This is a genomic window from Paraburkholderia silvatlantica, from assembly GCF_003096715.1.
In the GTDB taxonomy this organism is placed as follows: domain Bacteria; phylum Pseudomonadota; class Gammaproteobacteria; order Burkholderiales; family Burkholderiaceae; genus Paraburkholderia; species Paraburkholderia silvatlantica.
On sequence record NZ_QEOL01000010.1, the window covers coordinates 122,521 to 148,308 of the forward strand.

At 60.9% G+C, this 25,788-nt stretch carries 23 protein-coding genes and 1 pseudogene; 7 read left to right on the forward strand and 17 right to left on the reverse strand.

All coding sequences use genetic code 11. The annotated features are described in order from the left end of the window. Nucleotides 1-52 precede the first annotated feature (52 nt). From andAa to andAc, 4 genes are read right to left on the reverse strand one after another with little or no spacing between them, the layout of a single operon-like run. A complete protein-coding gene (andAa, locus tag C7411_RS15525) occupies nucleotides 53-1,270 on the reverse strand; it encodes an anthranilate 1,2-dioxygenase system ferredoxin--NAD(+) reductase (protein ID WP_110385155.1) in 1,218 nt (405 codons plus the stop codon). Beyond that, a complete protein-coding gene (gene andAb / locus C7411_RS15530) occupies nucleotides 1,260-1,583 on the reverse strand; it encodes an anthranilate 1,2-dioxygenase ferredoxin subunit AndAb (protein ID WP_110385156.1) in 324 nt (107 codons plus the stop codon). Before andAb ends, andAa begins: the two co-directional genes overlap by 11 nt. Nucleotides 1,584-1,593: 10 nt before the next feature. Beyond that, complete coding sequence (andAd, locus tag C7411_RS15535) at nucleotides 1,594-2,067, reverse strand: anthranilate 1,2-dioxygenase small subunit AndAd (protein ID WP_110385157.1); 474 nt, start codon at nucleotides 2,065-2,067, stop codon at nucleotides 1,594-1,596. A 13-nt stretch (nucleotides 2,068-2,080) separates the two neighbouring features. Continuing rightward, the gene (gene andAc, locus C7411_RS15540) at nucleotides 2,081-3,352 is read right to left on the reverse strand and encodes an anthranilate 1,2-dioxygenase large subunit AndAc (RefSeq protein ID WP_110385158.1); all 1,272 of its coding nucleotides are present in this window, start codon (nucleotides 3,350-3,352) and stop codon (nucleotides 2,081-2,083) included. Nucleotides 3,353-3,561: 209 nt separating this feature from the next. On the opposite strand from andAc, the gene andR reads away from it, so the two are divergent. Continuing rightward, a complete protein-coding gene (andR, locus tag C7411_RS15545; protein ID WP_110385246.1) occupies nucleotides 3,562-4,527 on the forward strand; it encodes an anthranilate 1,2-dioxygenase regulatory protein AndR in 966 nt (321 codons plus the stop codon). Nucleotides 4,528-4,549: 22 nt separating this feature from the next. On the opposite strand, the gene C7411_RS15550 is transcribed toward andR, so the two are convergent. The 4 genes and pseudogenes from C7411_RS15550 to C7411_RS38160 form a co-directional block, all read right to left on the reverse strand. Further along, nucleotides 4,550-5,683 carry a helix-turn-helix transcriptional regulator gene (locus tag C7411_RS15550; protein ID WP_110385159.1) on the reverse strand — a complete coding sequence of 378 codons (1,134 nt, stop codon included), beginning with the start codon at nucleotides 5,681-5,683 and terminating at the stop codon, nucleotides 4,550-4,552. Nucleotides 5,684-5,881: 198 nt separating this feature from the next. Next, nucleotides 5,882-7,588: a hydantoinase B/oxoprolinase family protein gene (locus C7411_RS15555; protein ID WP_110385160.1), complete on the reverse strand. Its 1,707-nt coding sequence runs from the start codon at nucleotides 7,586-7,588 to the stop codon at nucleotides 5,882-5,884. Beyond that, nucleotides 7,585-9,735 carry a hydantoinase/oxoprolinase family protein gene (locus tag C7411_RS15560; RefSeq protein WP_110385161.1) on the reverse strand — a complete coding sequence of 717 codons (2,151 nt, stop codon included), beginning with the start codon at nucleotides 9,733-9,735 and terminating at the stop codon, nucleotides 7,585-7,587. The genes C7411_RS15555 and C7411_RS15560 overlap by 4 nt, the downstream gene beginning before the upstream one ends. A 1,319-nt stretch (nucleotides 9,736-11,054) precedes the next feature. Continuing rightward, a pseudogene (locus C7411_RS38160) lies at nucleotides 11,055-11,159 on the reverse strand (IS5/IS1182 family transposase); the annotation flags it as partial. Between the two features lie 31 nt (nucleotides 11,160-11,190). Between C7411_RS38160 and C7411_RS38910 the strand changes: the two are divergent. Next, nucleotides 11,191-11,508: a LysR substrate-binding domain-containing protein gene (locus C7411_RS38910; RefSeq protein WP_423802797.1), complete on the forward strand. Its 318-nt coding sequence runs from the start codon at nucleotides 11,191-11,193 to the stop codon at nucleotides 11,506-11,508. A gap of 129 nt (nucleotides 11,509-11,637) precedes the next feature. Here the strand turns inward: C7411_RS38910 and C7411_RS15570 are convergent, their stop codons facing one another. The 7 genes from C7411_RS15570 to C7411_RS15600 all read right to left on the reverse strand — a co-directional run bounded on the left by C7411_RS15570 (nucleotide 11,638) and on the right by C7411_RS15600 (nucleotide 19,118). Next, nucleotides 11,638-12,039: a RidA family protein gene (locus tag C7411_RS15570; RefSeq protein WP_207786533.1), complete on the reverse strand. Its 402-nt coding sequence runs from the start codon at nucleotides 12,037-12,039 to the stop codon at nucleotides 11,638-11,640. A 466-nt stretch (nucleotides 12,040-12,505) separates the two neighbouring features. Further along, a complete protein-coding gene (locus C7411_RS15575) occupies nucleotides 12,506-14,122 on the reverse strand; it encodes an MFS transporter (RefSeq protein WP_110385163.1) in 1,617 nt (538 codons plus the stop codon). Further along, nucleotides 14,119-15,081: an ornithine cyclodeaminase family protein gene (locus C7411_RS15580; protein WP_110385164.1), complete on the reverse strand. Its 963-nt coding sequence runs from the start codon at nucleotides 15,079-15,081 to the stop codon at nucleotides 14,119-14,121. Before C7411_RS15580 ends, C7411_RS15575 begins: the two co-directional genes overlap by 4 nt. Nucleotides 15,082-15,224: 143 nt before the next feature. Beyond that, nucleotides 15,225-16,250, reverse strand: coding sequence for a 2Fe-2S iron-sulfur cluster-binding protein (locus tag C7411_RS15585; RefSeq protein ID WP_110385165.1), 1,026 nt, complete (start codon nucleotides 16,248-16,250; stop codon nucleotides 15,225-15,227). Between the two features lie 54 nt (nucleotides 16,251-16,304). Then, entirely contained in the window at nucleotides 16,305-16,784 is a 480-nt protein-coding gene (locus tag C7411_RS15590) for a GlcG/HbpS family heme-binding protein (protein ID WP_110385166.1), read from the reverse strand. Nucleotides 16,785-16,844: 60 nt separating this feature from the next. Continuing rightward, complete coding sequence (locus C7411_RS15595) at nucleotides 16,845-18,302, reverse strand: aldehyde dehydrogenase family protein (protein ID WP_110385167.1); 1,458 nt, start codon at nucleotides 18,300-18,302, stop codon at nucleotides 16,845-16,847. Between the two features lie 84 nt (nucleotides 18,303-18,386). After that, nucleotides 18,387-19,118, reverse strand: coding sequence for an iron-containing redox enzyme family protein (locus C7411_RS15600; RefSeq protein WP_110385168.1), 732 nt, complete (start codon nucleotides 19,116-19,118; stop codon nucleotides 18,387-18,389). Nucleotides 19,119-19,455: 337 nt separating this feature from the next. Here C7411_RS15600 and C7411_RS15605 point away from each other — a divergent pair, with 337 nt between their 5' ends. From C7411_RS15605 to C7411_RS15625, 5 genes are all read left to right on the forward strand, one after another. Beyond that, nucleotides 19,456-19,761 carry a 2Fe-2S iron-sulfur cluster-binding protein gene (locus C7411_RS15605; RefSeq protein WP_110385169.1) on the forward strand — a complete coding sequence of 102 codons (306 nt, stop codon included), beginning with the start codon at nucleotides 19,456-19,458 and terminating at the stop codon, nucleotides 19,759-19,761. Then, entirely contained in the window at nucleotides 19,758-20,096 is a 339-nt protein-coding gene (locus C7411_RS15610) for a hypothetical protein (RefSeq protein ID WP_110385170.1), read from the forward strand. The genes C7411_RS15605 and C7411_RS15610 overlap by 4 nt, the downstream gene beginning before the upstream one ends. Nucleotides 20,097-20,139: 43 nt before the next feature. Next, nucleotides 20,140-20,418, forward strand: coding sequence for a 2Fe-2S iron-sulfur cluster-binding protein (locus tag C7411_RS15615; protein ID WP_110385171.1), 279 nt, complete (start codon nucleotides 20,140-20,142; stop codon nucleotides 20,416-20,418). Then, the gene (locus C7411_RS15620; protein WP_110385172.1) at nucleotides 20,412-21,386 is read left to right on the forward strand and encodes an alpha/beta hydrolase; all 975 of its coding nucleotides are present in this window, start codon (nucleotides 20,412-20,414) and stop codon (nucleotides 21,384-21,386) included. The genes C7411_RS15615 and C7411_RS15620 overlap by 7 nt, the downstream gene beginning before the upstream one ends. A 218-nt stretch (nucleotides 21,387-21,604) precedes the next feature. Then, nucleotides 21,605-22,306, forward strand: a complete 702-nt coding sequence (locus C7411_RS15625; RefSeq protein ID WP_110385173.1) for a GntR family transcriptional regulator — start codon at nucleotides 21,605-21,607, stop codon at nucleotides 22,304-22,306. A 116-nt stretch (nucleotides 22,307-22,422) separates the two neighbouring features. Here C7411_RS15625 and C7411_RS15630 read toward each other — a convergent pair whose 3' ends face one another. Both C7411_RS15630 and C7411_RS15635 read right to left on the reverse strand, forming a co-directional pair. Then, nucleotides 22,423-23,529 (reverse strand): porin, encoded by a 1,107-nt coding sequence (locus C7411_RS15630; protein WP_243413177.1) that lies wholly within the window; start codon nucleotides 23,527-23,529, stop codon nucleotides 22,423-22,425. 138 nt (nucleotides 23,530-23,667) lie between these two features. After that, nucleotides 23,668-25,215 (reverse strand): hypothetical protein, encoded by a 1,548-nt coding sequence (locus tag C7411_RS15635; RefSeq protein WP_110385174.1) that lies wholly within the window; start codon nucleotides 25,213-25,215, stop codon nucleotides 23,668-23,670. Nucleotides 25,216-25,788: the final 573 nt, after the last annotated feature.

A 25,788-nucleotide genomic window follows, 5' to 3' on the forward strand; every position in this document is an offset into this window, starting at 1 on the left:
GTGCGAGCGAGGACTCGCACGGCCTTCACGGCGGATCTCGAATCTGCCGGTTCTACAACATTGATCTCAAGCTCACGGTAGCGTCGGCGAGCAAGGCAGGATCAAGCGGCTTGGCGGACGCGATGAGCCGCTTCGCAGCGGCCATCTCACGACCAGCATTGATTGCTACGACCCCGCGCAAGCGCTGCGTTTCGTCGAACGCGAACAGGCAGAACGGACCCTGTTGCGCATCGCCACGCCCGATCACCGTGTGCAACGCCTCAATCGTGCCGAGCGTCTGGATATTGCAATCGAACTGATCGGACCACAGCCACGGCCACTCCGCGTACTCCTGCGTGTCGCCAAGCATGTTGGCCGCCGCAACCACAGGTTGATTCTCTGCGACCTGCCACGATTCGATGCGAACGTGCCGCCCGAGCAACGGGTTGAAATGCATCGTCACTTCACCGGCAGCGAAAATACGCGGGTCGGACGTGCGGCATTGCGTGTCCACAACGATGCCGCTTTTCACTTCAAGTCCCGCGTCGCCCGCGAGTTCGACATTCGGCAGCACGCCGATACCCACCACGACGAGATCGGCCGTAAGCGTGCCACGATCCGTTTCGATCAACGCCCGGCCATTCTCGTAGCCGATGGCTACCGGCGTCTCGCCGAGTCGCAGCACCACGCCGCACCGCGTATGAAGTTGCGCGACGAAGCGCGACGCCGCCTGCGGCAGCGACCGTTGCAGCAGCACAGGCGCCGGTTCGATTACCGTCGCCTCGCAGCCTGCTTGCCTCACGGCGGCGGCCACTTCGAGCCCGATAAAGCCGCCGCCGAGGATGGCAACCCGTCTGCCGGGCGCGAGCGCGGCGCGCAACGCCAGTGAGTCGGCCAGCGTCCGTACGTAGTACAGCGCAATTCGCTCATCCACTGTGCCCGAAAACTCACGCACGCGCGAGCCGGTTGCGAGCAGCAATCTGTCGTAGCCGAGCGCGCTACCGTCGGACAGTCGCACTGCGTTGCGAACCCGGTCAATCGACTCGACGGTCGTGGACAGCCGCAACTCGATATCCTGCGCGGCGTACCAGTCCGGCTCGCGAACGAACGCCTTCTGCTCGCCTCCTTCCACGATCAGCGCGTCTTTCGACAGCACAGGGCGATCATAGGGCGCATGCGGCTCCGCGCCGATCATCACGATGCGCGCGCCGGGATCGCGCTCGCGCAGCGTTTGCGCGGCGCGCCGCGCGGCATGTCCCGCCCCGACAATCACATGCCGCTCAGTCGACATGAACTTCCACCCGCGAATCGACGATACGGATCGGGAACGCGCGCACCGGTTCCGTGACCGGTGCGCAGCGCGGCGCGCCTGAACGAATGTCGATGAGCCCCTGATGCAGCGGACATTCGACGCAACCGTCTTCCACGTAGCCGTCCGACAGCCGCGCATGACCATGCGAACACAGATCGTTCAGCGCGAACACTTCGTCGCCGAGCCTGAATATCGCGATCTGCCGGTTGCCGGCCACGACCGCCGCCGGCTCGCCTTCGGTGAAATCGTCGAGCGTGCCGATGGCCTGCCAGTTCTCGAGTGCCTGTTCCATATTCGCTCCTTCAGATCGGCGTAGCGAGCAGCGTCTGCACGCGCGACGTGTCGTAGACCACGCGCTTGCTCTGATAGCGCAAACCTTCCGGCGTACGCACGACGCGGTCGTAATACTTGCCTGCCTGATACACGTCGGTTTCGCCGTTGGAGCGCGTTTGCACCACCACGTAGCTACTTTCCGTTTCGATCACGCCGTCCTTCTCGCTCATCACCGTCAGGCCTGATGTCATATGACGGTACGTGTGTTCCTCAAAAATATTCGCGTTGCGCAGCGACACCACGCGGTCGCGCAGCATGCGCTGGTTCGTGCAGTGAATGATGCCAATAGGCAAACCCATGTCAGCGTTTTCCTTCGGTACGATCTCGTACGTGCAGTCTTCGGTGAACAACGTGGGCCATGCTTCCAGCCGGTCGTTGTCCAGATTGCTGATGTACTGGCTCTGCAGCATATGCAACTCGAACCACAGTTTCATCGCTTCCATGTGCGTCCTCTGCTCAATAGCCCATCAATTTCTGATACCCGACCCAGAAGCGGCGGATCAGACTTTCAGTGATCACCGTGTCCTGCTGCTCCGGGTTGCCGCGCGACATTTCGATCACCGAAGTCGCATCGCCGTCGCGGATCGTGCCGCGTTGAACGAGTTCAGTCGCCTCGGTATCTTCCATGGAGATATACCCCGCCGGTCCCACCAGATTTGCCTGCTTGATGCGCAGCGCCCGCAGTTCCGGCGTGTCGTCCGCGTAGCCGAAAAAGTGGAAAATCAGCTCGAAATTGTTCGGGTCTTTCGGCAACAACTGGCGCGCCACCAGCGTGTTGTGGATCTGCTGGATCACGAGCTGCGGGAAGATCGGCTGGATATGGTTGGTCGTGTCTTCTTCGTACTCGGAAATATGACCAAGCACCGTGTCGTCTTCGAGCGAGAAGCCTTCGTCCATGGAACGGATGTTCTGCTGCTTGTAAGCCGCCGAGGTGTCCTCGCCCGTCTTGGTGACCGTGATGATGCTATGCAGGCCGTGTGTCGCGTCCGGAATGGAACGCGCTTTCATGCCGACACGGAAGATGTTGAAGGTCGTATGGAACAGATGAAGCATGCTCGCGTGATACGGGTCTTTCACGTTCTCGAAGTACAGCTTCCAGTTCGACTTCGAATACTGACGCGTGCAGCCGAGGTATTCGATCGGCTTGTGAAAGATGCGGTCGATCCACGGCCGCATTTCCGCGCCGAGATACTCGGGCAATGGCGCGACTTCGTCGCTGAACGTCGCGAACACAACACCGCGATAACTGTCCACACGCAGCTTGCGCAGGCTGTGGTTCTTAGGATCGAAGTCGGCCGGCATCCCGCTCATGCCTTTCTGCCCGCGGCGGAACGGCACGCCCAGCAAGTTGCCGCTGTTATCGAAGCTCCACTGGTGGTACACGCAGGTATGCGAGGTGGCGTTGCCGCGCGCCTGGCGACACACCGACGCGCCACGGTGCGCGCAGCGATTCACCCACGCCGAGAGCGAGCCATCGTCGCCGCGCGTGACGACAACCGGCGTGTCGCCCACGAAGGTGCTCTTGAAGTCGCCCGCATTCGGAATCTCCGCTTCGAGTGCGACGAAATTCCACGTCGGGCCGCGATAAATCCGTTCCTGCTCGCGCTCGTACACCGCTTGCGAGCTGAATACCTTGTACGGTACGCGCGAGCCGTCGTCGTGCGGAAACACGACATGATCGGACTCCATGTCCTTGACTATACGAACGGGCGTTTCGGCTATTTCCATGCTGATGACTCCGCTAGATTGCTGGGTGCTGCCTGTATGAGGGAACCGCCGTTGGCAGACTTGCTTTTTTGACGTCTGTTGAATTATTTTTGGAGATCCAAAATGGCGGGGCTATCCGCTTCTGGCAGTTGCCTGGTGAACTGTCCGATTCAGGCAGCTTTTTGAACGAAGTCCGTTTCGCGCAGCACGAGGTCTCTTATCTTTCCGTCATGAGCCGTACCGACTTCCGCCCCCATGCGCTCCGAGACCATCGCCTGTTCGAGTCGAAAGACCTGGACGAGACGCGCGAACTGATCTCCCGCGTGATGCAGCCGCATTCGCTCGTGCCGTTCGGCGACGGCGGCGGCCATTCCCACATGGATTTCGTGAAGCTCGGCCGGCTTGGCATTGGTACGATCGGCTTCGGCAGCGGCATGCAGGTAGATGTCGAAGCGGTGGACGGCTATTACCTGCTGATGTTCTGCGTGTCCGGCTATGCAGAGGTCAAGGCCTCCGGCCGCACCATTCATGTCGACGACAGGCAGGGCGTGATCCGCGCGCCTGGCGAGCCGTTCAGCGCGAAACTTTCGCCACAATGCGAGCAGCTCGTGCTGCGCATCGATCCCGTCGCGCTACCGGCAGACGTCGCGCTCGGTACCGAACGCAACGGCGCACTGATGCATTTTGCGAGCGGCGCGATGCGCGCCTGGCAAGAGCAGTTGAAGCTGATTGCCAGTTCGCCGGATCTGCTGGCCAGTGCGTGCGGCAACGCCCACGTAGGCGAACATGTCGAATCGCTGCTGGTCAATCTGCTCGCGGCGGGCTCCACCGAGTGGGACGCCTCGTTTTCATCCTCGCCGCGTAAAACGGCAACGCCCGGCTTCGTGCGCCGCGCGGAAGACCTAATGATCGCTAGCCTCGGCTCGCCGATGCAACTGGCCGATCTCGCCGAAGCGGCCGGCGTGCCGGTACGCACGCTATGCGACGGCTTCATGCGCTTTCGCCAGACCAGCCCGATGCAGTATCTGCGGCAGGTCCGGTTGGAGCGCGCGCGAGAGACCATTCTGGCGACGTCGGCGGAAGTACGGATTGCGCACATTGCACTGGACTGTGGCTTCACCCACTTCGGCCGCTTCGCGCAGAGTTACAAGGAACGCTTCGGCGAGTCGCCTTCGCAGACTGGGCGGCTGAGGTAGTCGGGTGGGTCAGTCGACAGGGTTAGTCGGTGCCCCTGGTGCGCTCCGAGCCGCGCAACTGCCGCGCGTCTTTCGGCGCGAAGCCGTAAAAGTCGCGGAACGAGGTCGTAAAGCTCGTTTGATGCTGGTATCCAACCGCCGCCGCCACCTGCCCCACCGATTGCCGTTCGTCCACCAGCAATCGCAGCGCCTCCTGCATGCGACCGCGCAGGCTGTACTCAAAGACCGTCACGCCATGCAGCAACTTGAATGCGCGCTTGAGCTTCGACGCGTTGGTGCCCACCGCGCGCGCAAGATCGGGAATGGTCATGTTCTTCTGCAAGTCCGCGTCGATCAGCGTGCGAGCACGTTCCATTAGCATCAGGTCGCGCGAGGACAGGATCACATCCTGCGCGCCGTCGCGCAAACTGTCGATCCATGCGCCCACGCTTGCGTACAGGATCTCCGTGCATTTCGCCTCGACGAACAGCAGGTCGCGCACACCTTCATGCGGGCTGGCGAGTAGTTGTTCAATGGCTTGCACCGCGTCCAACGCGAGGCGCATCTGGACGTTATAGAGTTCGTCGTCCTTAACGGCGGCGAGGCGCGCGCGGATCGTTTCGCCTTCCACGCCGAGTGCCTCGATGAGCCGCGCGAAATAGCGCGACGACACGTACAGGCCCAGCGCGCGACGCGGTCCTTGCGGACAGGTGATCTGATAGCGCAGCCCCGCGCCCTGGTAGCAGAGAATGAAGTTTGGCGCCCCGACCTGCACGGAGTCGCCATCCTGGCCGCCACCCACGCCGACGCTGGCGGGACCGGTCACGAGGTAGTGGAACTCGACGAAACCTTCGGGCGGCACGCTTTCCGTGCGGGCGCACGCGTGGTCACACTCGGACACCGCTACGAAAATCTCGTCCCGAATCGAGATCATCTTCCACGTGCCTTCGTCGACGTCGCCCGGCACCTCAACGCTGCGGCCGTACAGCCCCATGGCAGGGGCGCGGACACAGCGCGGATCGTCGTGCAGGCGGCGGTATGCTTCGGTGAGCGATGCACCTGGTTGCGCCAGCGCGGTACGAAACAGCCCGCAGCGCGCGTCGTCGCCCGGCTCGCTCGTCGGCTGCTTAGGCCTGGCGGCGGCCGAAAGAGCAGGCAACGGGGGAAGTCGGTCCATGAGAGCGGCGGCGCGGTCGCAACGTTGTACAGGATATCTTCGATTCTAGCGAGCCCACCCGCGCCGCCAATAATCGCATGGCGCCCGTGCAACAGCGCCTGCGGTTCCACATCTGAAAAAGAGCGGATTGCCTACGTTATGCACCCGATTGCCTGGCCTGCTGCACGCGCGTAGGCGTCACCGCCCGTCCGCAGTGCCTCAGCGCAAACCGTAGGCGTTTGCGGCGAGGTGTTCGCTGACATATCCGAGTCGCACATCTCGCGCGACCTTTTCCCGCTCGCGCTCGTGCGCGGCGCCGATACCCGCGCCGCCTGGCAAGTCCAGACACAGGCGCCGCCCGCGCGGCACGGTTTGCAGTCCCATCGCGGCCATCGGCGTGCCATCGTCGAGCGTGACCGCGCCGGGCGCGCCGGGACCGCCGCCGTCGCGGCCACGTGCCGCGTGGACGATGCGGTCGTACATGCCGAAGAACTGGAACGGCGCGCCATCCACGCTGGCGATTTCAAGGCGTTGGCCGAGCCCGCCGCGCCAGCGTCCAGGGCCGCCGCTATCGGGCCGCAATTCCTTGCGCCAGATCACGACCGGATACATGGATTCGACGATCTCGCAGGCAATCGCCCGCACGCCGCTCGGAAACGCGGTGCCCGACATGCCGTCGTCGCCGGCGCGGGCGCCCGAACCGCCACTATTGAAAAAGAGCGTCTCGAACGCGCGCGGCTGATCCAGCGCGGTCGCATCCGGTAACGCCTCGCCTGCCGCCATCCACGCCGCCGCGCCGCCGCGGAGTTGCGCGCCCCATACGCACGACGCGCCTTCGGCTGGCACGCGTTCAGGCAGCACGCCCGCCAACGCACCGAATACGACGTCCGGCAGGAACTGCCCGATGATGTGACGCGCGCACACCGGCCACGGACGCTGCACGTTGAGGATCGAACCTTCCGGTGCGGTGATGTCGAGCGGCTCCAGTGAGCCCGCGTTGTTCGGCACCTCCGGCGCGACCGCCGCGCGTACACCGAACGCTGCATACGCGCGCGTATAGTTCAGCACGACGTTGATGCCGCGATGGCTGGTGGGGGAAGTTCCGGCGAAATCGACGCCGACCCGACCGTTGCGCACCTCGAGTGTCGCGACGAGATCGACCGGTGTGTCAAATCCGTCGATCCGCATCGCGTACGGATAACGCCCTTCCGGCAGCTTTGCGATAGCCTGCTGCATTGCTGCGCGCGAACAGTCGATTATCGCGTCGGACACGTGAACCATGTCAGTCTGGCCGAACTCGTCGAGCATCGCCACGAGGCGCGCTGCGCTCGCCTCGTTGGCACTGACATACGAGAGGATGTCGCCTTCTACTTCGTCAGGCGTGCGCACGTTCGCGCGAATGATCTCGATCAGGTCGCTGTTGATGACGCCCGCGCGGGCTAGCGGTAGACGTGGAATGCACAGCCCCTCCTCGAAAACCGAGCGGCCGTCCGGCCCTTGTCCGATCCCGCCGATATCGACCTGATGGCACGTGCACGCGAAAAAGCCGATGACGTGTTCGCCGCGAAATACCGGCGAGACGACTGTCACGTCATGCAAGTGACCCGATGCGAGCCACGGATCGTTGGTGATGAAATGGTCGCCGGGACGCATCGTGTCGACCGGAAACACCTGCACGAAATGGCCGACGGCAGCCGCCATCGAATTGACGTGGCCCGGCGTGCCGGTGACCGCCTGCGCGACCAGACGCGCGCGCGAGTCGAATACGCCGGCGGACAGGTCGCCGGCTTCGCGCACGGTCGGGCTGAACGCGGTGCGCATCAGCAGCCGCGCCTGCTCTTCCACGACAGCGATGAGCCGGTTCCAGATCACTTGCAAACGGATAGGGTCGAGCATGTCCTGCCCGATGTCGCGCGGTGCGTTCATACGCTTTCCTTCACGGTGGCTTGGCGTTCGAGCAACAGATGGCCGGTCGCATCGACGCGTGCGCTGAAATTGGGCGGTACGCTCACTGTCGTCTCGCGATCAACGATAACGGCCGGGCCGCGCACAAACGCGCCCCGCGCGAGGTCGTCGCGACGATAGAAGCGCGAGGCGACACGCTCGCGCAGCGACTGGTCGAGCACGAGGCGTTCAGCGGTGGGAGTGGGTTCGGTTGCGGCTGTGGCGCTCGATGCATCGGGCGTTCGCTTCGCACTTGCGTGACTGGGCAATGCTGTGCGGCGCGGCGCGCTGAGGCGCATGCTCCAGCCGAGCATTTCAATCGGCGCGCGCGGCACAAGCCGCCCGAAGCGAGCCAGATACGCTGCTTCAAACCGTTCGCGCAACAACGCATGTGCACCGGCGTCGAGCCGCGCGGCGCCCAGCGCGACCTGCAATTCATGACCCTGACCGCGATATCGCATCGATACGGTGACTTTGGCGCTGCACATGCCAACTGGCACGACCTTGCCGACGATCGTCGCGGCCTCTGCTTCTAGCGTATCGAGCAGCGCATTGATCGCAGCGACGTCGACCTGTGCGAGCGGCTCGATACGGCTCCGGACAGCGTCGAACGCCACCGGTGCGAGCAGAAAGCCAAACGCGGAACCGACGCCCGCCGCAGTGGGAATCACCACACGACCAATACCCAGTTTGTCCGCTAGCCGCGCCGCATGGAGCGGCGCCGAGCCGCCGAACGCAATCAATGTGCGGCCCGCGACCGACTTGCCGAGTTCGATCGCATGTTCGCGCGCCGCGCAGGCCATGGCCTCGTCGGCGATTTCGCTGACGGCGTAGGCAGCGGCATCCGCGTCGACGTTGAGTGGCCCGGCGATGTCCGCCTCCAGCGCACGGCGCGCGGCATCCTGATCGAGCGCGAGCGTGCCGGCGGCGAACCAGGCGGGATCGAGCCGGCCTGCGAACAGATGCGCATCGGTGAGCGTGGGGCGCTCGCCGCCCTGGCCATAGCATGCAGGGCCAGGCACCGAGCCTGCGCTCACCGGCCCCACCTGCACGCGGCCGAGCGAATCGACGCGCGCAATCGAGCCACCGCCAGCGCCGATCTCGCACAACTCGACCACCGGAATGCGCAGCGGAATGCCACTGCCCGGTTTGAAGCGATAAAGCCGCGCCACTTCGAGTGAGCGCGACATATGCGGGCGGCCGTCGTCGATGAAACACAGCTTCGCCGTGGTGCCGCCGATGTCGAGCGACAACACCTGCGACAGGCCCAGTGTCTCGCTCACCTGCGCGGCCATCAGTGCGCCGCCCGCCGGGCCCGATTCGAGCAGCCGTACGGGTAGACGGCAGGCGGTTTCGACATCGCACAGACTGCCGTCGGACGTCATCAGCAAAAGCGGCGCGCGAATCAACATACTGGCAAGCGCGTCCGCGAGTCTCTCCAGATAGGACTGCATCAATGGACGGACATATGCATTCACGACGGTGGTCGAGAAGCGCTCGAATTCACGAACTTCCGGCGACACGTCAGACGACAGGCTGATCGACAGCCGGGGCAGCCGCCGCGCGAGCCAGCGCGCTGCCTGCTGCTCGTGGCAGGGGTTGCGATAGCCATGCATGAAGCCGATGGCGATGCTTTCAATCGAGCGAGCGTCGAGCGACTGCGCAATCGCCCCCAGCGCCCTCATATCAAGCGCCTGCAGTTCTTCGCCTTGAGCGCTCATCCGGCCGGCAATCGTGAAACGCAGGTCGCGGTCAATCAGTGGCTCGGGTTGTCGCACGCGCAGATCGTAGTGATCGGCGCGCGCCTCAAAGCCAGTTTCGATGACGTCGCGGAAACCTTCTGTGGTGAGCAGCGCCGTGCGCGCGCCACGCCGCTCGATGACCGCATTCGTGGCAAGCGTCGTGCCGTGAATAATCGCGCCGAGATCGGCAGCGGCGACGCCGCTCTCGCGCAGCAAATGGGCGATGCCTTCGAGCACTGCGCGCTCGGGCGCATCGGGCGTGGTGAGGCGTTTATGGGTAGTACGGTGGCCGCCGGCTTCGAGCACGAAGTCCGTGAACGTGCCGCCTATGTCGACACCGAGGCGCGGTTTCAGCAATGACGCGCCTGCTTCTGCAGATTGAATCATGACGTTTTTCAGGCAAGTGACGGGCGCGTTTCGATGCGCAACCAGAGCCTGAACGATACCTGGAACAAGTCACGGCGGCGTTGGATATCGGAAGCCTATTGTTCGATACTGGCCGGGAGCGGCGCTCAGATCACGACGCTAGCGTTAGACGTCAATTCCACACTGAACGTGAAGCGGCTCCCATCCATCTCGATGGTGGCCACATGTTGCCTTCAGAGTTTCGATCGCCGGTGACTCGAAAGATGCGCTATTAGTCAACGGCTTGGCCATTCGCCTGATCCTGTTCGCATTCAAATCGGACGAGTCTTAGTTGTGGAGAAGGTAGCGATCCAAGGCGTCGGATATTTGGTTTCGAGCCAAAGTTGCGCCGAGTCGCCACGCAACCGCGTCGAACCGCTCGCACTCTTCCGTTTCTGGTTCACTTGGCGATGTCAAACGTGCCGCGCCGTCATGAGCTTGGTGCGGTCAGCCATACTCACCGGGCACGATCCATACGCCTAGCTGCAGGCGACTTCACGGATCGCCCCGTAGCCCGATTGCGGAGCTACCTGGAACAGTTGAAACAGAGCGGCGAGTCGCTTCCCACATGTTGCGGCAGGCCAAACAAGAGCGTCATCGCCAGGAACGCCGGCGTCGACCGCGACCTCTTTCATCGGAGCATTGAAGCAGCGACGATGCTGGAGACGTTCGTGCACCTGAACCGGCGTAGATAGATTCGATTTTCCGGCACTCCTACGGCGAGCAAAAGCTTGCACCACATGCAATACTCACAGCGCGGTTCGGTTATTCCGAAATCGCCGCGCCTTACTGGGTAAGGCTTTGCGCCCGTTTTGGAGGAAATTTCACTTTATGGGGAAAAATGCGGTGAATATTTCACTTTATGCGGTCGGTTGATTTCAATTTATGGTGAATGGTCCCATCGTACGTCATTGATTTTATTGAAAACATAATTTCATTTTATGGTGTAGCCTACAGTTGCGGTGTGAGCCGCCGCATGAAATGAAATATCCGCCGCATAAAATGAACTATTGCATTTCGTGTAATGTTCAAGCGAATGTCCGTCCCGCGCCCGCCTGCTACGCAGGCGGGCGCTTTAAAATCGGCTTCCATCTCATCCGTTGTCACCGTTGCCGCCCATGCGACCGCAGATGCCACGCACCGTGCTTGATTAGGGAAGGTCTGCACAACACGTTCTCAGAGCCGATCTTTTCTCACGTCGGGCGTATTGGCTGCAGCGCCTGCTATCAGGTTGGCCGCCCGACTTTTGAAGCATGAGGGCCTTCGTTTGCCGAGACTGACTGCCTGATGCCCCGGGCGTTTCACGCTTTGCTTAAAGCCTTGCGCGCCATCCAGAGGTTGCCCAGCGCAAACAGTATCGTGATCTGCGCGGTGTTCTTCACCAATCCTCGGTAGCGGGTCACGTGCCTGAATTTCACGAGCCGCGACGAATGGAATATCTGGGCGCTTCGTGGACTAGCGGGCGGGCACCGGGTGAAAGGAGGACCCCTTGGTACAAACCAGGGCGAGAGGATGCTGGCCCTGGCCCGTCAGGGACTCGGCATCGTGCGGTTATCCGAGTATCACGTGGCCGGGGATCTGCGCGCCGGAAAGTTGCTTCGGCTGTTGGGTGAATACGAGGAGTCGGAGGCGGATCCAATATGCCTGACGTATCAGTCGCGACGGAATCTGAGTCCTGCCATCCGTTGCTTTCGCGATTTCATGATCGAAAAGTTCGCGGGGCCCAATCCATGGTGCACTGAGGCGCTCGTATGATTCCGGGCGGAGCGGCACGAGATCGTCGCGGCATCCGGCATCTCTTCTACTTTCCTTGCGCCGAGCTATTTCATGGAGCCATTGCAGAACGTGCTCGACGAGCACGCGCTCCAATTCACTCCCACCGATTTACGGACGAGCGGCAATGACCTTCAATTCAACAACCATCCCGGGCTTCGGTAGTGCCTGAACCGCGATCGTCGTACGGGCTGGCCCCGTTTCAATCTGGAAATGTTCCGCATAGATCCGGTTAAATGCCGGGAAGTCGGCCATATCGGTTAGAAAGGCGGTCACATCAAGGCACTTGTCGAAGCCCGAGCCATATTCCTGGAGCAATGCGTCCAGTTTGTCGAGAACGACTTTGGTTTGTATTGCCGCATCAGTCTTTATCTGTCCGTCAATCTGCTCTACTCCCGCGATGCTGTTGTCGGGCAGGCGCGCACTGATACCTGAAACAAAGATCAGATTTCCAAAAATCTTCACCGCGGGATAATTACCAAGCGGTGCTACTTTCTTCCCGGCTGCCATCATGCCTCCAGATACAATGGATTGGTGCTGACTTATTCGTGAGCGCGTCGTTAGAACATGTCCGTCCGCGACTTCTCCTCGCGGACGGTACCGGGACGCGCGTGTGTCCGCCCCGGAAACATTTCTCTGCAGCGGTTGCCAATGGGGCGCACATAAATCCGGCATAACCGCGCAACGGATCGCTTCGCCTCTGGCCAATAGCGCAAGCTGCCAATAAACGGAGGCGGCGCCGCGACGCTTCGCCAACCGGTGGACTGGCGTGGTTCCTTCTCTTAGGACACGCACTGGAACAGCGACCCGAACACGGACGCTGGCCGGCTCTCGTCCTTTCGTTTCCCACTTGCGCTGGCGGTACGCTCGAAAAAGAGCGTACGACGAGCTTCTGCGCCAAGCACTGAGTTCCCTCGTTCCCGTTCTGGCCTGAAGAAATACCCGCAGCGATGACCTGGCCGCGTTCTCTCCATCGCCATTATTCCGGTGCTCCCCGATGCTTCGCTACCGCCATCGAGGTAATGGGAATCAACGGTAGCAGCCATACAACCGCACATGCCACGGCCATCAGCATCGCGACTCCGAACAGCGACGTTTGGAGCGCATGTACGAGCGCCACACGCGCCGACGCCAGCACCGCCGCGCCATCGAGGCCCGCGCGATCGACCTGCGCGGCGAAGTGTGCCGCTGCCTGCGTCGACATGAGCGTTTGCGGATCCTGCAACGCAACGATCCAATGCTCCGGCAACGCAGATGTCTGCGCCGTCAAGACACGCTCGAGCCCTGATCTATACAGATGGCGCGCCGTCGTCCCCGCCACGGCCGTACCCAGCATGCCCCCCACCATCCGCGCCGACTGGATCAGCGCCGTGGCGATGCCGAGGCGCGTTTTCCCCGCGACCTGCTGCACGAATACGGTCAGGTTGGGCATCACGAATCCGATTCCGACGCCTGCCATCACCATCGCGGCGATGAACGGCACGCTCGCGCTGCTGGCACCGACAGAAGCAATAGCCGCGCAGGACACGCCCAGAAGGCCAAAGCCGAAATACAGCAAGAGGTTCGGCTTCTCCAGCCGGGTCACGATGCGGGTATTGGTAATGGTGCCCACCGTGATGCAGACGACCATCGGTGTGACGACGATGCCGGCCTTGCCGGCGTCGAGACCCAGACCGCCCTGCAACAGCAGCGGCACATAAAAGAGCAGCACGAACATCGCGACGCCCATCAGCAGCGACAGCACGAGCAGCACGACTGTCGCGCGATCCTTCAGCAAACCGGGCGGAATAACCGGATTGAGCGCGCGCCGCTCTTGCCGCACGAGCAATCCCATCGACAGCACGGCCACCGCTGCGTACAGCCCCGCATGCGCGTTTGCGCCACCGACTGCCTCGACGAGGAGCTGAAGCGAGCCCAGCGCGACTGTAACCAGGCATGCGCCCTGCCAGTCCGCGTTCAACCGTTCGAACCTGACATGCCGGATATGCGGCAGATGCCTCGCTGCAAGATAAAGACTCACAACGCCAACCGGTATGTTGACGAGAAACGCGGAGCGCCACCCATGATGCTGGCTCAGAAAGCCGCCGAGCGACGGCCCGATGGCATTGGCCAGACCAAAGGCGCTCGAGAACAGGACCTGCCAGCGCAGCCGCACCACCGGATCGGGAAAGAGGTCAGGTATGGAGGCAAAGCAGGTTCCGACCAGCATGCCGCCGCCTATCCCTTGCAATGCCCGGCACGCAATCAGCATCGGCATCGTCTGCGCAAAACCGCACAGCGCGGACGCGACGGTGAAGAGTACGATCGCAATGACGATGAGAGGCTTTCTTCCTAGCCAGTCTCCGAGGCGCCCGAAAATCGGCACGGTAATCACCGAAGTCAGCAGGTAGGAGGTAGCGACCCACTCATACAGATCGAAGCGACGCAGATCTGCGACGATAGACGGCAAAGCCGTGCCGACCACCGTCTGGTCGATCGCGACCATCATGACCACGCTCGATAGTCCCAGCATCGCAAGCAGTGACTGCCGGAACGACCGGATACTTTGACCGGTCGATACGCCGTCCTCCCGGACGCTGCCACGAGTCATGCTCATTGCGGCCCCTGCAGCGCTCCCCGCAATCTGACCGTGTTGCGGCTCACGTGCTTCTCCCATGCGATCCCCGCCAGAACAATATCCTGTAACCCGATGCCCACGGCCTTGTAGACGATAACGTCGTCGTCGCGAACCCGCCCTTTCGCACGTCCGGCGAGAACGTCGCCGAGCTCGACTGTATCCGCCCAGTTGAACGTGCCCGGTTTCGCGAGAACCAGGTCGCCCGCCTCCTCGCGCGCCTGATCTCGCAACTCGACGACGATTCGCGAAGCACGCGCGATCAGCGCGTCATCGAGTTCGCGCGTATGAGGCAGGCTCGAGCCAATGGCAGCGACGAGCGTGCCTTCGGTCACCGTTGTCCCGTCGAACAGCGCGCCCGTCGCGCGGGTCGCCGTCACGACGACATCGGCGCCAGGGACCGCGTCCGCTGGATCGGCAACGACGGACTTGACACCACGCGACGCGCCCACGGCATTGACCTCAGCCGCAAGCTCCTGCGTTCCCTCCAGCCCGACGATACGAAATGATCTGAGATCCGTATGTGTGGCCAATGCCAGCGCGTGCGCCCGTCCCTGGACTCCGGTGCCGAAAATGGCCGCGGTAGTCGCCTGTTTTCGCGCAAGCGCGCGGACGGCCACCACCGTCGTCGCAGCCGTGCGAAGACGCGTGATCGAATTCGCCTCCAGCGTCGCCAGCAGACTGCCGTCGACTGTCGAGAACAGAACAATCGAGAAGTTGAATTGTCCGGATAGCGTCGAATAGACTTTAGCGCCGGCAACACCCAACTCCGGCACCACCGCGCCCAACGTCGAGAGTTTTACGCCGCCCGCCTCGGTGCGGACCCGTCTCTGCACGGCCGCGTCGCCGCTGGCGAGCCCTCGAAATCCCCGCTCCAGTGCCGGGATCGCATCGTCGATGTTGATCAGTTCGTCGATCTGCGCATCCGTCAAATGAATCATGAAGCCTACCTTTTTCAGCCGGAATATGCGTGGCGGACAACCGCACTTCGTTCACCACTACGTTTTGTTTGGGCGACGCTCGAAGTAGCCAGGTGCGCGCCAGCAATCACGGCGCGCGTGAAGCAATCACCTGTTAGCAACGTTCACGCCCGGGTGTTCGCGAGCGCCTCGGCGTCGTGCTGAAAAGTGAAACTGTCCGCGTACAGATGATTGATGCTCGCCCCTTTCTCGAGAAAGTGACGCCGGGCATCGTTGATCATCGCCGGAGAGCCGCACAGATAAACAGAATGTTCGGACAGGTCCGCAAAATCCTCGCAGACCGCGTGTTGCACGTAGCCCTGTCTTCCCGCCCACCCATTGCCGGGACGGGAGAGCACCGGAACATACTGGAACTCATAGAGACGCGCGCCCCATTGCTGGATCTCGTCGTGCAGATAGAGGTCCGCCTCGGTGCGTGCGCCCCAGTAGAGCCACACTGGAGGGCAGTCCGGATCATCCATGAGCGACTCCAGGATCGCCTTGACCGGCGCCAGCCCGGTTCCCGTCACGACCATCAGAAGCGGACGATAGTCCTCCGCGTGAAAGCGGAAGCTGCCCAGTGGCAGTTCCACGTCCAGCCGGTCCCCGGCCTTCAGGGACGACAGCATGTTGTCGGTAAACCGGCCGCCCGGAACCCGCCGGATATGAAAATCAAGCACAGGCCCGGCAGTCGCCGAAGCCATCGAAAAGCTCCTGCGTTCGCCGTCGCCCAGCAGGACGTTCATGTACTGTCCGGGATTGAACGTCAGTTTCACCTGCTCAGGCAGCTCGATCGCCAGGCGTCGAACGTCCGGCCCCAACTGGCTGACGTCGACCACACGCGCTTCGATCTCCGCCGGCGCCGAGGCATCCCCTCCCACGTGCACCGCAGCGATTACCATGTCGCTGCTTGCCCGCGCCTGGCAGGCAAGCATGAAGCCGGCATCGGCCTCCTCCTGCGAGATGCCGAACGGGAACTCTTCATATTCGTGCGTTCCGCTGACAACCTTCACACGACACGTTCCGCATCCGCCCAGTTGGCAATCGTGAGGAATTGCAATCCCCGCACTCGTCGCGGCCTGCAGCAGCGACTCGTCGGCACGGGCCTCGAATCGCTCACCGGTCCCCGCTATTTCTATCTGATAGACCATCTTGCAATCTCTAACGAAACAATGGAGCAGCCTGCCACTGGGCGGCAGACGAAATTACTTCTTGATGTCGGCGTCTACAAGGACACGATGTCCGCTGGCTGAAAGCAGATCGTGCAACGCCTGCAGGGCCGCCAGGCCGCACTGCGTATCCTGCTCGCCATTACCGCCGCTCAGCCCCACTCCGCCAATCACCCGATCGTCAACCACGATCGGAAAGCCACCGACAAAAGCAGCAAAGCGGCCCTCGAAACTCAGCTGAATGCCAAACGCCTCGTTGCCCGGCAGCGCAGGGCCATTTGGAGCCTTGGTAAAGAGATGGGTCGAGCGCTTATGGCCTGCTGCCGTGAACGCCTTGTTCCATGCGATCTGCGGCCCTGTGATGCGTGCGTCGTCCAACCTCTCCAGGACGATTGGATATCCACCGTCATCCACAATGCAGACCGTCTCGGCTACGTTGATCGCGTTGGCTTTCTCCAGTGCTGCGCGCGCCATCGCACGCGCCTCGGCCAGCTCAAGCTTGAAAGAGCTCTTCATGATGCATTTTCCGATTTGAATTGGTTGTCGCCGCAGCGAACCACCGTTCGAGGTACCAGATCACAGCCCGCGGTAGACGGTCTTGATCTGGGTGTAGAACTCGAGCCCGGCACGTCCCGATTCCCGGAACGTGGACGTGCTCGACCGCTTCAGGCCACCAAACGGCGCATTGATCACATTGCCGGTGGTAGTACGGTTGATCTTGACAGTACCCGCTTCGATCTCGTCGGCGAACCGGTGCATGTAGCGTGGATTTGAGGTGGCGATAGCGGCTGACAGGCCGTACTCCGTATCGTTCGCCTTGGCGATCGCATCGTCGTAGCTCGACACGGAGACGATGGCGAGCACGGGCCCGAAGATTTCCTCGCGGTAAATGCGCGCGCTTTCCGGAACATCCGTGAATACCGCGGGCGTGACGTAGTAGCCATGCTCGAAGCTCTCGCCCGTCAGTTGCTCGCCTCCGACCAGATGTGTCGACTGTTCCTTGCCGGACGCGACATATCCGAGCACGGTCTCAAGCTGCTTGCGGTTAGCCAGAGGACCAAGATCCATGCCGGGAGTCAGGCCACTGCCGATCTTGAGATTCTTCACCCGTTCAACAAGCCTGGCCGTGAATGTTTCGCGCACCGACTCCATCACGAGGATCCGGCTCGTGCCGGTACAAGCTTGTCCACTCAACGACAGCCCGCCCTTGACTGCGAGATCCACAGCGCGGTCAAGATCCGCGTCCTCCATCACAATCAGCGGATTCTTGCCGCCTAGCTCCATCTGCGTGCGCGTGGTGATCGGCACGGACCGGTGGATATGTTCACCTGCGGCCGTTGACCCGGTGAAAGAGATCGCACGCACGACCGGCGACTCAGTGATCGCAGCACCGACATCCGACGCACGCCCGGTGATGAAGTTGAGCACGCCAGCGGGAATACCCGCGTGAGCGAACGCTTCCGCCAGCCGGTAGCCGATCAACGGAGCGTCTGACGACGGCTTGAAAATCACCGTGTTCCCGGCCATCAGCGCAGGCGCTATCTTGCGGGCCGGAATTGAAATCGGGAAGTTCCACGGCGTGATGACAGTAACCACGCCCAGCGGCTCGCGCTGCGTGAATACATGCTGGTCCGGGTCGTCGCTCGGAAACGTCTCCCCGGTAAATGACTGCGTTTCGACCGCGTAAAAACGCAGTACCTGGGCGGAGCGGAGAATTTCGTCCCGGCTTTGCGCGAGTGGCTTGCCCTCTTCGCGCGTCAGTTCCTGCGCGAACGCATCCACGTGTCCCTCGAGCCAGTCCGCCGCCTTGTTGACGATCTTTGCCCGCGCTGTGACCGACGTGCGGCGCCATTGCGGGAAGGCCGCCGACGCGGCCTGAATCGCCGCCTGCGCATCCGCGACCACCGACGCCTGAAATTGACCGACGACATCGCGCGTATCGGCCGGATTGATATTCGCGAAGGTCTGCCCGCTGACGCTGTCGGTCCACTCTCCCGCGATCAGGTTCTTGAATACAGTTGCGGATTCGTTCATCACACATCCTCTTTTACGCGGCGGCAACTTCACTGCCGCCGTACGAACAGAACAACCGGGCCGTAGCATCCGGTCCCGACAGGTTCAGGCGGCGAGTCCGAGTTCCGGCAGCGGGATTTCCTTCTCGACATAGTCGTAATAAAGCGCCGTCGTGTAGAGCAGGCGCATCTGCGCGCCGATTTCGCAGATCTTTAGACAGCGCTGCTGGAGTTCCACCGTGTTCGCGTTCTCGAGCACAATCTGGTAGCCACGTTCGCCGTGGATCTCATCCGACACGATGTGCAGGTCGAAGAATTCCACCTCCTCGTCCGTGAACTGGTACTTCTCGCGCAGCGTCGGCGTCTGCTTGCGGTAGATGGACGGCACCTGCGATTCGAGACCGACTACGAGCGCAGCAACGGCGACGACCGGATCCTCTCGCATGGCAACCGAATAGCACCAGGCCTGCAGGCCACGCGTGGTCGGCGACATGTTGTCGGGATTGATCACGCGCTCACGCGTCGTACCGCACGCCTCGGCAAAGCGGATCAGCAGGTCGGTATGGCGATCGCCGCCGATTTCTTCCTCGTACATGTTGGCCAGCAGAAAATCCTTGGCCTCAGTCATGTGATCGGGAGTTCGCGCGTAAAGATAGCCAAGGTAGTCGGCGAACGGACCCACATAGTGATAGTGGTTCTCCGCCCAGCGGGCGAGGTGCGCGCGGGTGAGCTTGCCGCTCGCCCACGCGATGCTGAACGGCGCCTTGTTGGCGCTCTTGCCCTTGATCGCTTCTTCAAGCGCCTTACGGAAATCGTCTCGATTCAACAATTCGGCCATTTCTCTGCTCCTGATCTTGGTGGGAACGACGTCCGCAGTGCGTGGCCTGTGGCCCGAACAGCAGACAGTGGACATAGAATAGAACAAACATAAGAATACTGTATACTTAAAACTTTTAGCGTTTACCCGGATCAGCATCCGCCTAATTCCTGTATATCCCCGCTGGCGCTGGATTCGGCGAAAATCTCGAGAACCGCGCGGACACGCTCAATGATAGCGAATTCATCGCGCGTTCTGCGATAAAAGTATACAATGTACCAACGACCTGAGAGAAGTGGCGCTGCAATGTCATGCGCCGAAGGTCCGGGACTCATCAGATGGAAAGGAAGAGACAGTAATGCCTATGGTCACATTTCACCGGGACGGACAGACCTACCGGGACGAAGTCAAGGAACACACCAACCTGGTCGTCCGCGCCGGGATCAAGCAGTTTCCCTTCCCGCATCTGCGGTACGAGTGCGGCATGGGGAAGTGCTCCAAATGCGCATGCGTCGTCCGCGCCGGCGGCGAACATCTTCCGCCGCCCAACTGGAAGGAAAAGAAGCAGCTCGGCGAGCGACTTGAACAAGGCTATCGTCTCGCCTGCCAACTCTGGATCGAGCACGACATCGAGCTCGAACAAGCGGACATGGAGACAACATGAACGAGATCACAATCAAGCCGGTCAGCTACGTAATTCTCACCAGCAAACCGGGGCAATACCGGACCGAAGCTACCGGCAAGCTCACTCCGACCGAGGCCTGGGACTATGTGTATTGCGGGCGCCACCTCGCCACCTTCGTTATCGCGACTCTTTATGGTGAGGCGCGAATTCGCGTCGTCGACGAATCTGACGACCTGGTCGTCAATGACATGCCAGTCCGGTTTCTCGAAAAGTTCTGCGACCGCGACACTGCCCTTGAGGCACTCCATGTCCTCGTCGGCAAACGCAACTCCGAAGCGCAATTGCTGAGGCGTTTGGACATGCCCGCGCCGTGACCTTTCGCAACGATTCAATTGATTGAATATACAGGCTCTCTGAATGATCCAGATCACTTTCCTTACAAACGGCAACAAGTGCGTCAGCGCTCCTGCCAATAGCAATCTGCTTCGTGTTTCCCTGCGCGAAAAAGGTGGAATCCCTTTCAAATGCGGTGGCGGCCTTTGTGGAACGTGCAAGTGCAGGGTAGAACAGGGCATTGAGAATACCGATGCCGTGAAAGACAAGGAAAGGCGCCACCTTAGCGCAGCCGAAATCGCGGCAGGCTACCGTATGGCCTGCCAAACATTCGTCAATGGGGACGTTGGCATATCATGGTGACATCGAAGTTGACCCTCGAGCCACTGGGCTCTCTACCCGAGAACCAGCGTCGCCTGCTGCTGGATATTGGGCCCCGCTGGGGAGAGGATATTCTCGGCCACCGGCAGACAGTCATCGATTGCTATACCCCGCTCGTTGCCAGCGCGCCTAAGGATGGAATCGTGGTTGAACGCGACGTGCGCTACGGTCCGCACGAGCGTCACTTGCTCGATATATTTCTGCCCGCCGAGAATCAGGCAGAAGGACGCGGCTCGACGGCAACCCGAAAACTGGATGCAATCGTATTCGTGCACGGCGGCGCCTTTGTTCGAGGGAACAAGAGCGTCAACGGAGAGATATACGACAACGTCTGCTATTGGTTCGCATCTCAGGGGCTGGCCGCCATCAATGTCGAGTACCGGCTTGCCGGCGCCGCGCCGTATCCTGGAGGGGCCGAGGATGTCAGTTGCGCCCTGGCGTACGTCCATGAGAATGCAAACAGTTTCAATATCGATCCCGGTCGCATCTTCGTGGTCGGTCATTCGGCAGGAGGTGCGCATGCCGCCACCTGCCTGTTCGATCCTGCCGTCACGGACAACTCGCTGCCACCGCCCGTCGCTGGACTCGTATTGATCAGCGCACGGCTTGTCGCTGATGTTCGCGCGGGCAATCCAAACGCGAATCCCGTGCGGACCTACTTCGGCGACGACGAGGAACTCTACCCTGCACGATCGCCGCTGACACATGTGGAGCGGTCAACCACGCCGCTGATGATCGCCGTAGCCGAATTTGAAAACCCCTACCTCGACGAGTATGGCGCGCAGTTCTTTCTCGAAGCCCTACGCCATCGCGGTGTCCCGCCACGCTTCATCCAGATGCGGGGGCACAACCATACCTCGATCGTTGCGCACTTCAATTCCGGCGAGGAATACCTTGGACGGGAGATTCTGCATTTCATCGCGACTGTGACCCGTTCCGGGGAATCATAAATTCTTTTTCGGGGTGTCTGGGGCCGAGGGGCTCTATAGCCCCCTTTTGGTATACGACTTACCCGAAAAACCGCTGGCAATGTCCCGAAAGCCGCCAATGGACAGGGCCTCCGCCCCTCCGTCACTGTGTACCGTCTACAAAAAACCGGGAGTGCGCTAAAATCCTTTATGAGCGTGGTTCGCACGCCAACCCGCATCGACGAGTGTAAAAAATACCTATGAGTATCCGGTCGGAAATTTCAGGCACGACGGCAGACTCTCGCGAGCCGTCTAGTTCCAGTCCCATCCTTCACCGCCAGCTCTCCGAACTGGTAACAGCACGTATCAGGGACTCCATTACCACGGGGGCGTATGGTCCAGGCGCGCGCCTGATCGAAGGCCGTATCGCTGAAGAACTGAACGTGTCACGTGTGCCTGTGCGGGAAGCGTTGCGCGCCCTTGCCGCGGAGGGTCTGGTGGAAGTGCGGCCTCGCCTCGGAGCAGTCGTTGCATCGCTTGACCCCGCGTCTGCCCGCGAGATGGTGCAGATCCGGGCCACGCTTGAAGGACTGAACGCTCGGCTGGCCGCTGAGCATTGCACACCGGAGCTCGCCCGCAAGGTCACCGATGTGCTGGCCGAAGGCAACGCGAAGGTGGCAGCCGGAGAAACGGAGAAACTGCTAGAGCTCAATGCCAGATTTCACGACCTTCTTTACGCAGCCGGCGCCAATACGATGCTCGCGGATCTGATGCGAACCTTGCGTGATCGAACGCGGATGCTATTCGTGAATGCGACGCAAGACGAGATCCGGCAGACGTGGGAAGAACACGCGGCCATTTTGCGTGCCGTCCAGTCGGGCGACGCCGCACTGGCCGCCCTGCTGGCAGAGCGGCACGTCATCCGAGCGGCACAACATTACCTCGACAAGCTCTCCAAATAGCGCCGCGCCGATTTCCAAGTACCTGGACGCGGCAGACGTCAATGAGTCGGGAGTTAACGTCGGTGCCGCATTCATGCATTACAGTGGCTGGTTTGCCTTAGCCAAGCCCGGTCTCGTCAAAAGCGATGGCGCATGCCGATGGCGATGGTTGCCTGCTCATTGGTGGTAGAAGCCGAGAGAAACTGGCTGACTTGAGCAAACTTGGCAGAGCCAAGTGCCCGCTGCCCGGCGCCCATCATATACACATCGGTCCGTTTGGACAGCGCATAGTCGAGGATCAGATTTACCTGTTCGTAACGTGGATGGATACCGCCTGCGTCTGCCAATCCGTTCGTGTAGACAAATGCGCCGCCCAGCAGCAACGCAGGCGTAAAGCGGTATGAGGCGTTCAGCTCGTAGTTCTGGAAACGCACATTCTCACCTTCGAATCCCCCCTTGAAGGTCGACTGGGTGAATGCCCCACCCACCTTGGCGGCGCCGACCGCATAACTCGCACCAACGCCAAAAACTTCATAAGCGTCAGCCGCGAGTGCATAGCTGCCAGTGGCACTATTCGACGTTGTCCAGAAGGTGCCGCTCGCGAGGGCGCTGGGATGATCAACGTGCGTGAACGCGGCGCCAGCATAAAGACCACCCTGCTGGTAATGCGCCCCAAGGCTCCACACACTATCGGAGGCAATGGATCCCGGCTGACCGCCAGGGGCGTACAGAGCGGTGAACTGGGCGCCTCCCAGCGTTGGGCTCGTGTACTTGACGGTATTGTTCACGCGGAACCCACGGTTGGTGTTGTCGTTGTCGCCGGGATGCTCGAAGAGAACACTCCACTGGTCTGTGGTAACGGGTGAAATCTGTTCGACCATTTCCTCATACTGCCGGCCAAGAGTCACACTGCCATAACGATCACTGGCAAGCCCGACGTAGGCCTGCCGGCCGAACGCGAGGCCACCCTGCCCCAATGTGCCGTTTGCGATTGAATAGCCGCTCTCCAGCACGAAGACCGCGTGCAACCCGTTGCCCAAATCCTCGCTGCCGCGCAATCCCCATCGGGAGCCTTGGGTAATGCCACTCATCATCTGCCAGGTTTGACCGCCTTTCTGATTGGTGGTGAACGTTAATCCCCCATCGATAATGCCGTATAACGTCACGCTCGACTGCGCATGCGCCACGCTCGTCAGGACTGAAGCTGCGGACAGGGTAAGCATGACCTTTATTTTCGTATTCATACTTCGTTTTCCTTATTATATTGGGGGAGGATAAATGGATTTTTGAGGCTATGCGGTACTTCAACTGTGTGACTTCGGAGAAATCGCGGCGGCGCTGAACCGTTGCCCCGCTTCAAACGGCGCGGGGATTCAGACTGCTCACCAGAGAACAATCGCGACGAGGGTCGACACCAGCAATCCGGTCAGGACAGGAATCATGAGGTGACGTACAGCCTGCAGCACCGGAACTCGAGCGAAGCTGGCTACTGCCGCTAACGCGGACCATGCCGTCATGGTTTTGCCCGTCCAGACCGATCCCATCTGGCCGATGGCCGCGAGAGTGGAAACGTCAAGGCCCACCGCCCGCCCAAGCGCTCCCGACAGTGCGCCTGTCAACGGAAGCCCGGCGAATCCAGAGCCATCGATGCCGGTGACCATACCCGCGAGCAATATGCCGTATGAGACAAAGAATTTGTCATGCGGGATCAAATGCTCCCCGGCTTTCACGAGGTCCGCCAGCAGTCCAGGTGCAGGTACGCCCGCCGGAAGTCCGAGGATTGGCGCAGCCGTACCGGCGACACCGATGAAAAAGAATCCCGCAATAGGCAAGACTGAACTCATGGCGCGAAACGAGAATACGAAGCCTTCGGTGATGTGTTCGGAGGTGCGCCGGCAGACGGAACGGTAATCGCGGGCTGCAGCGACCGCGACCATGAGGAGCCCCGCAACGCCACCCACAAGGGCTGCTGCCGCATTGCCGCTGGCGCCCTTGAATCCGGGTATCACATGCGGAAGGACCATGTAGGCCACGATGCTCAAAAACGATACAGGGATCACGATGGCAAAAAGCCGGGACCAGCGCTCTTGCGTCGGCGTCAGAAGATCACGGGGCGCAACTCCAACGGGGCGAGATGTCGAGCCACCGTGGCCGCCGTCACCCACTGATGCGTGCTGCGGTTTGTTACGACGGATGCGCGCACGGCCGCCCTTCGTTGACAATAGCGTCGAGTTGGCGGTGACCTCGAGTGATTCCCAGCGTTCCAAATTCCGCACATCCGGCGCCTCGATGTACCGGCGAATCCTGACGTAGGCAATCAGAAACGCTACTACGCCGGTCACGAGCGAAAGGACCAACGCCTTGTCTGCGACCAGCGGCATCGGTACCGCCGCCGCTTTAGCACTTATGCCAGGAGCAACCTTGATCACGTAATCGGACGACAGCGCTGTTCCGAGCCCTGCAATTCCAATGCACATAGCGGCACCGAGCGGAGGTACACCGGCGTAGATCGCGGCTGGCAGCAGAATGCCCGCTATGAGAGGCACTGCCGGCGTCGGCCAGAAGAACAGCGACAGCACATAACTCACAAAGCCAAGGACGAAATACCCGACGTGACCGTTCACCATCAACGCCTTGAATGGCTGCACCATCCTGACGTCCGCGTTAATGCTTTTCAGTGCATTAAGCAATGCGGTCATCAGGGAGATGACCAAAAAGATGTTGAACAGCTCCCGAGCCGCAGTCAACGGCGCGAAGAACACGGCTTCGAGTGCCGTCGAGAAGTGTCCCGAAAAGGCGAATACTGTCGCAAACGTTGCGAGGATTGCCGGCGCGACCACGTTTGCCCTGCACACGAGCGTAACAATGATCGCGATCACCCCACAAAGATAAACCCAATGCGTCAAGCCAAGTACAACAGGCGATTCCATTGCATCTCCCGGAGCGCGCATACGCGCGCGGAGTAACGTTTGAAAGGTGTGTAACTGTTGGTATACTATATTCCATCAAAAAAGCCGACAACCGATAAAATCATGCAGGTTTACCCGTATCGATCGTGCTTTTTTGTGAATTATTTATATCGTATACAATTTAGGATTGGCAATGATCAATGGCGGTGCGGGCTCCAAACAGCCCAACGTACGCTCAAGCTTCCTTTTGTGAACCAGAGGAAGCCGATGGGACAGCAAGGTATGCGACACCCCACTAGCGCCATGCCGGTTGATGGTCTGATATCTGCGGAAACGACAGTCGGATCGTCGGAATACTGAACAATGTGATCGATCAGGACCATCGAAACATCACGTGAGAACGGATGTGATGCTCGGCTACACACGGTTCGGCAGTGCTGCGACCGCGATTTCAGGCATCTGGTTGATGCGTCGCGTTCGCAAGCGCAATTCGATTCGCCCTCTCGGACTCGAAGATACCGCCGCGCCCGCTGCCTGGAATGCCGTCCTTTTCAATCGGGAAGGTATCCTCACTTGTCAGAATTGACTCGACCT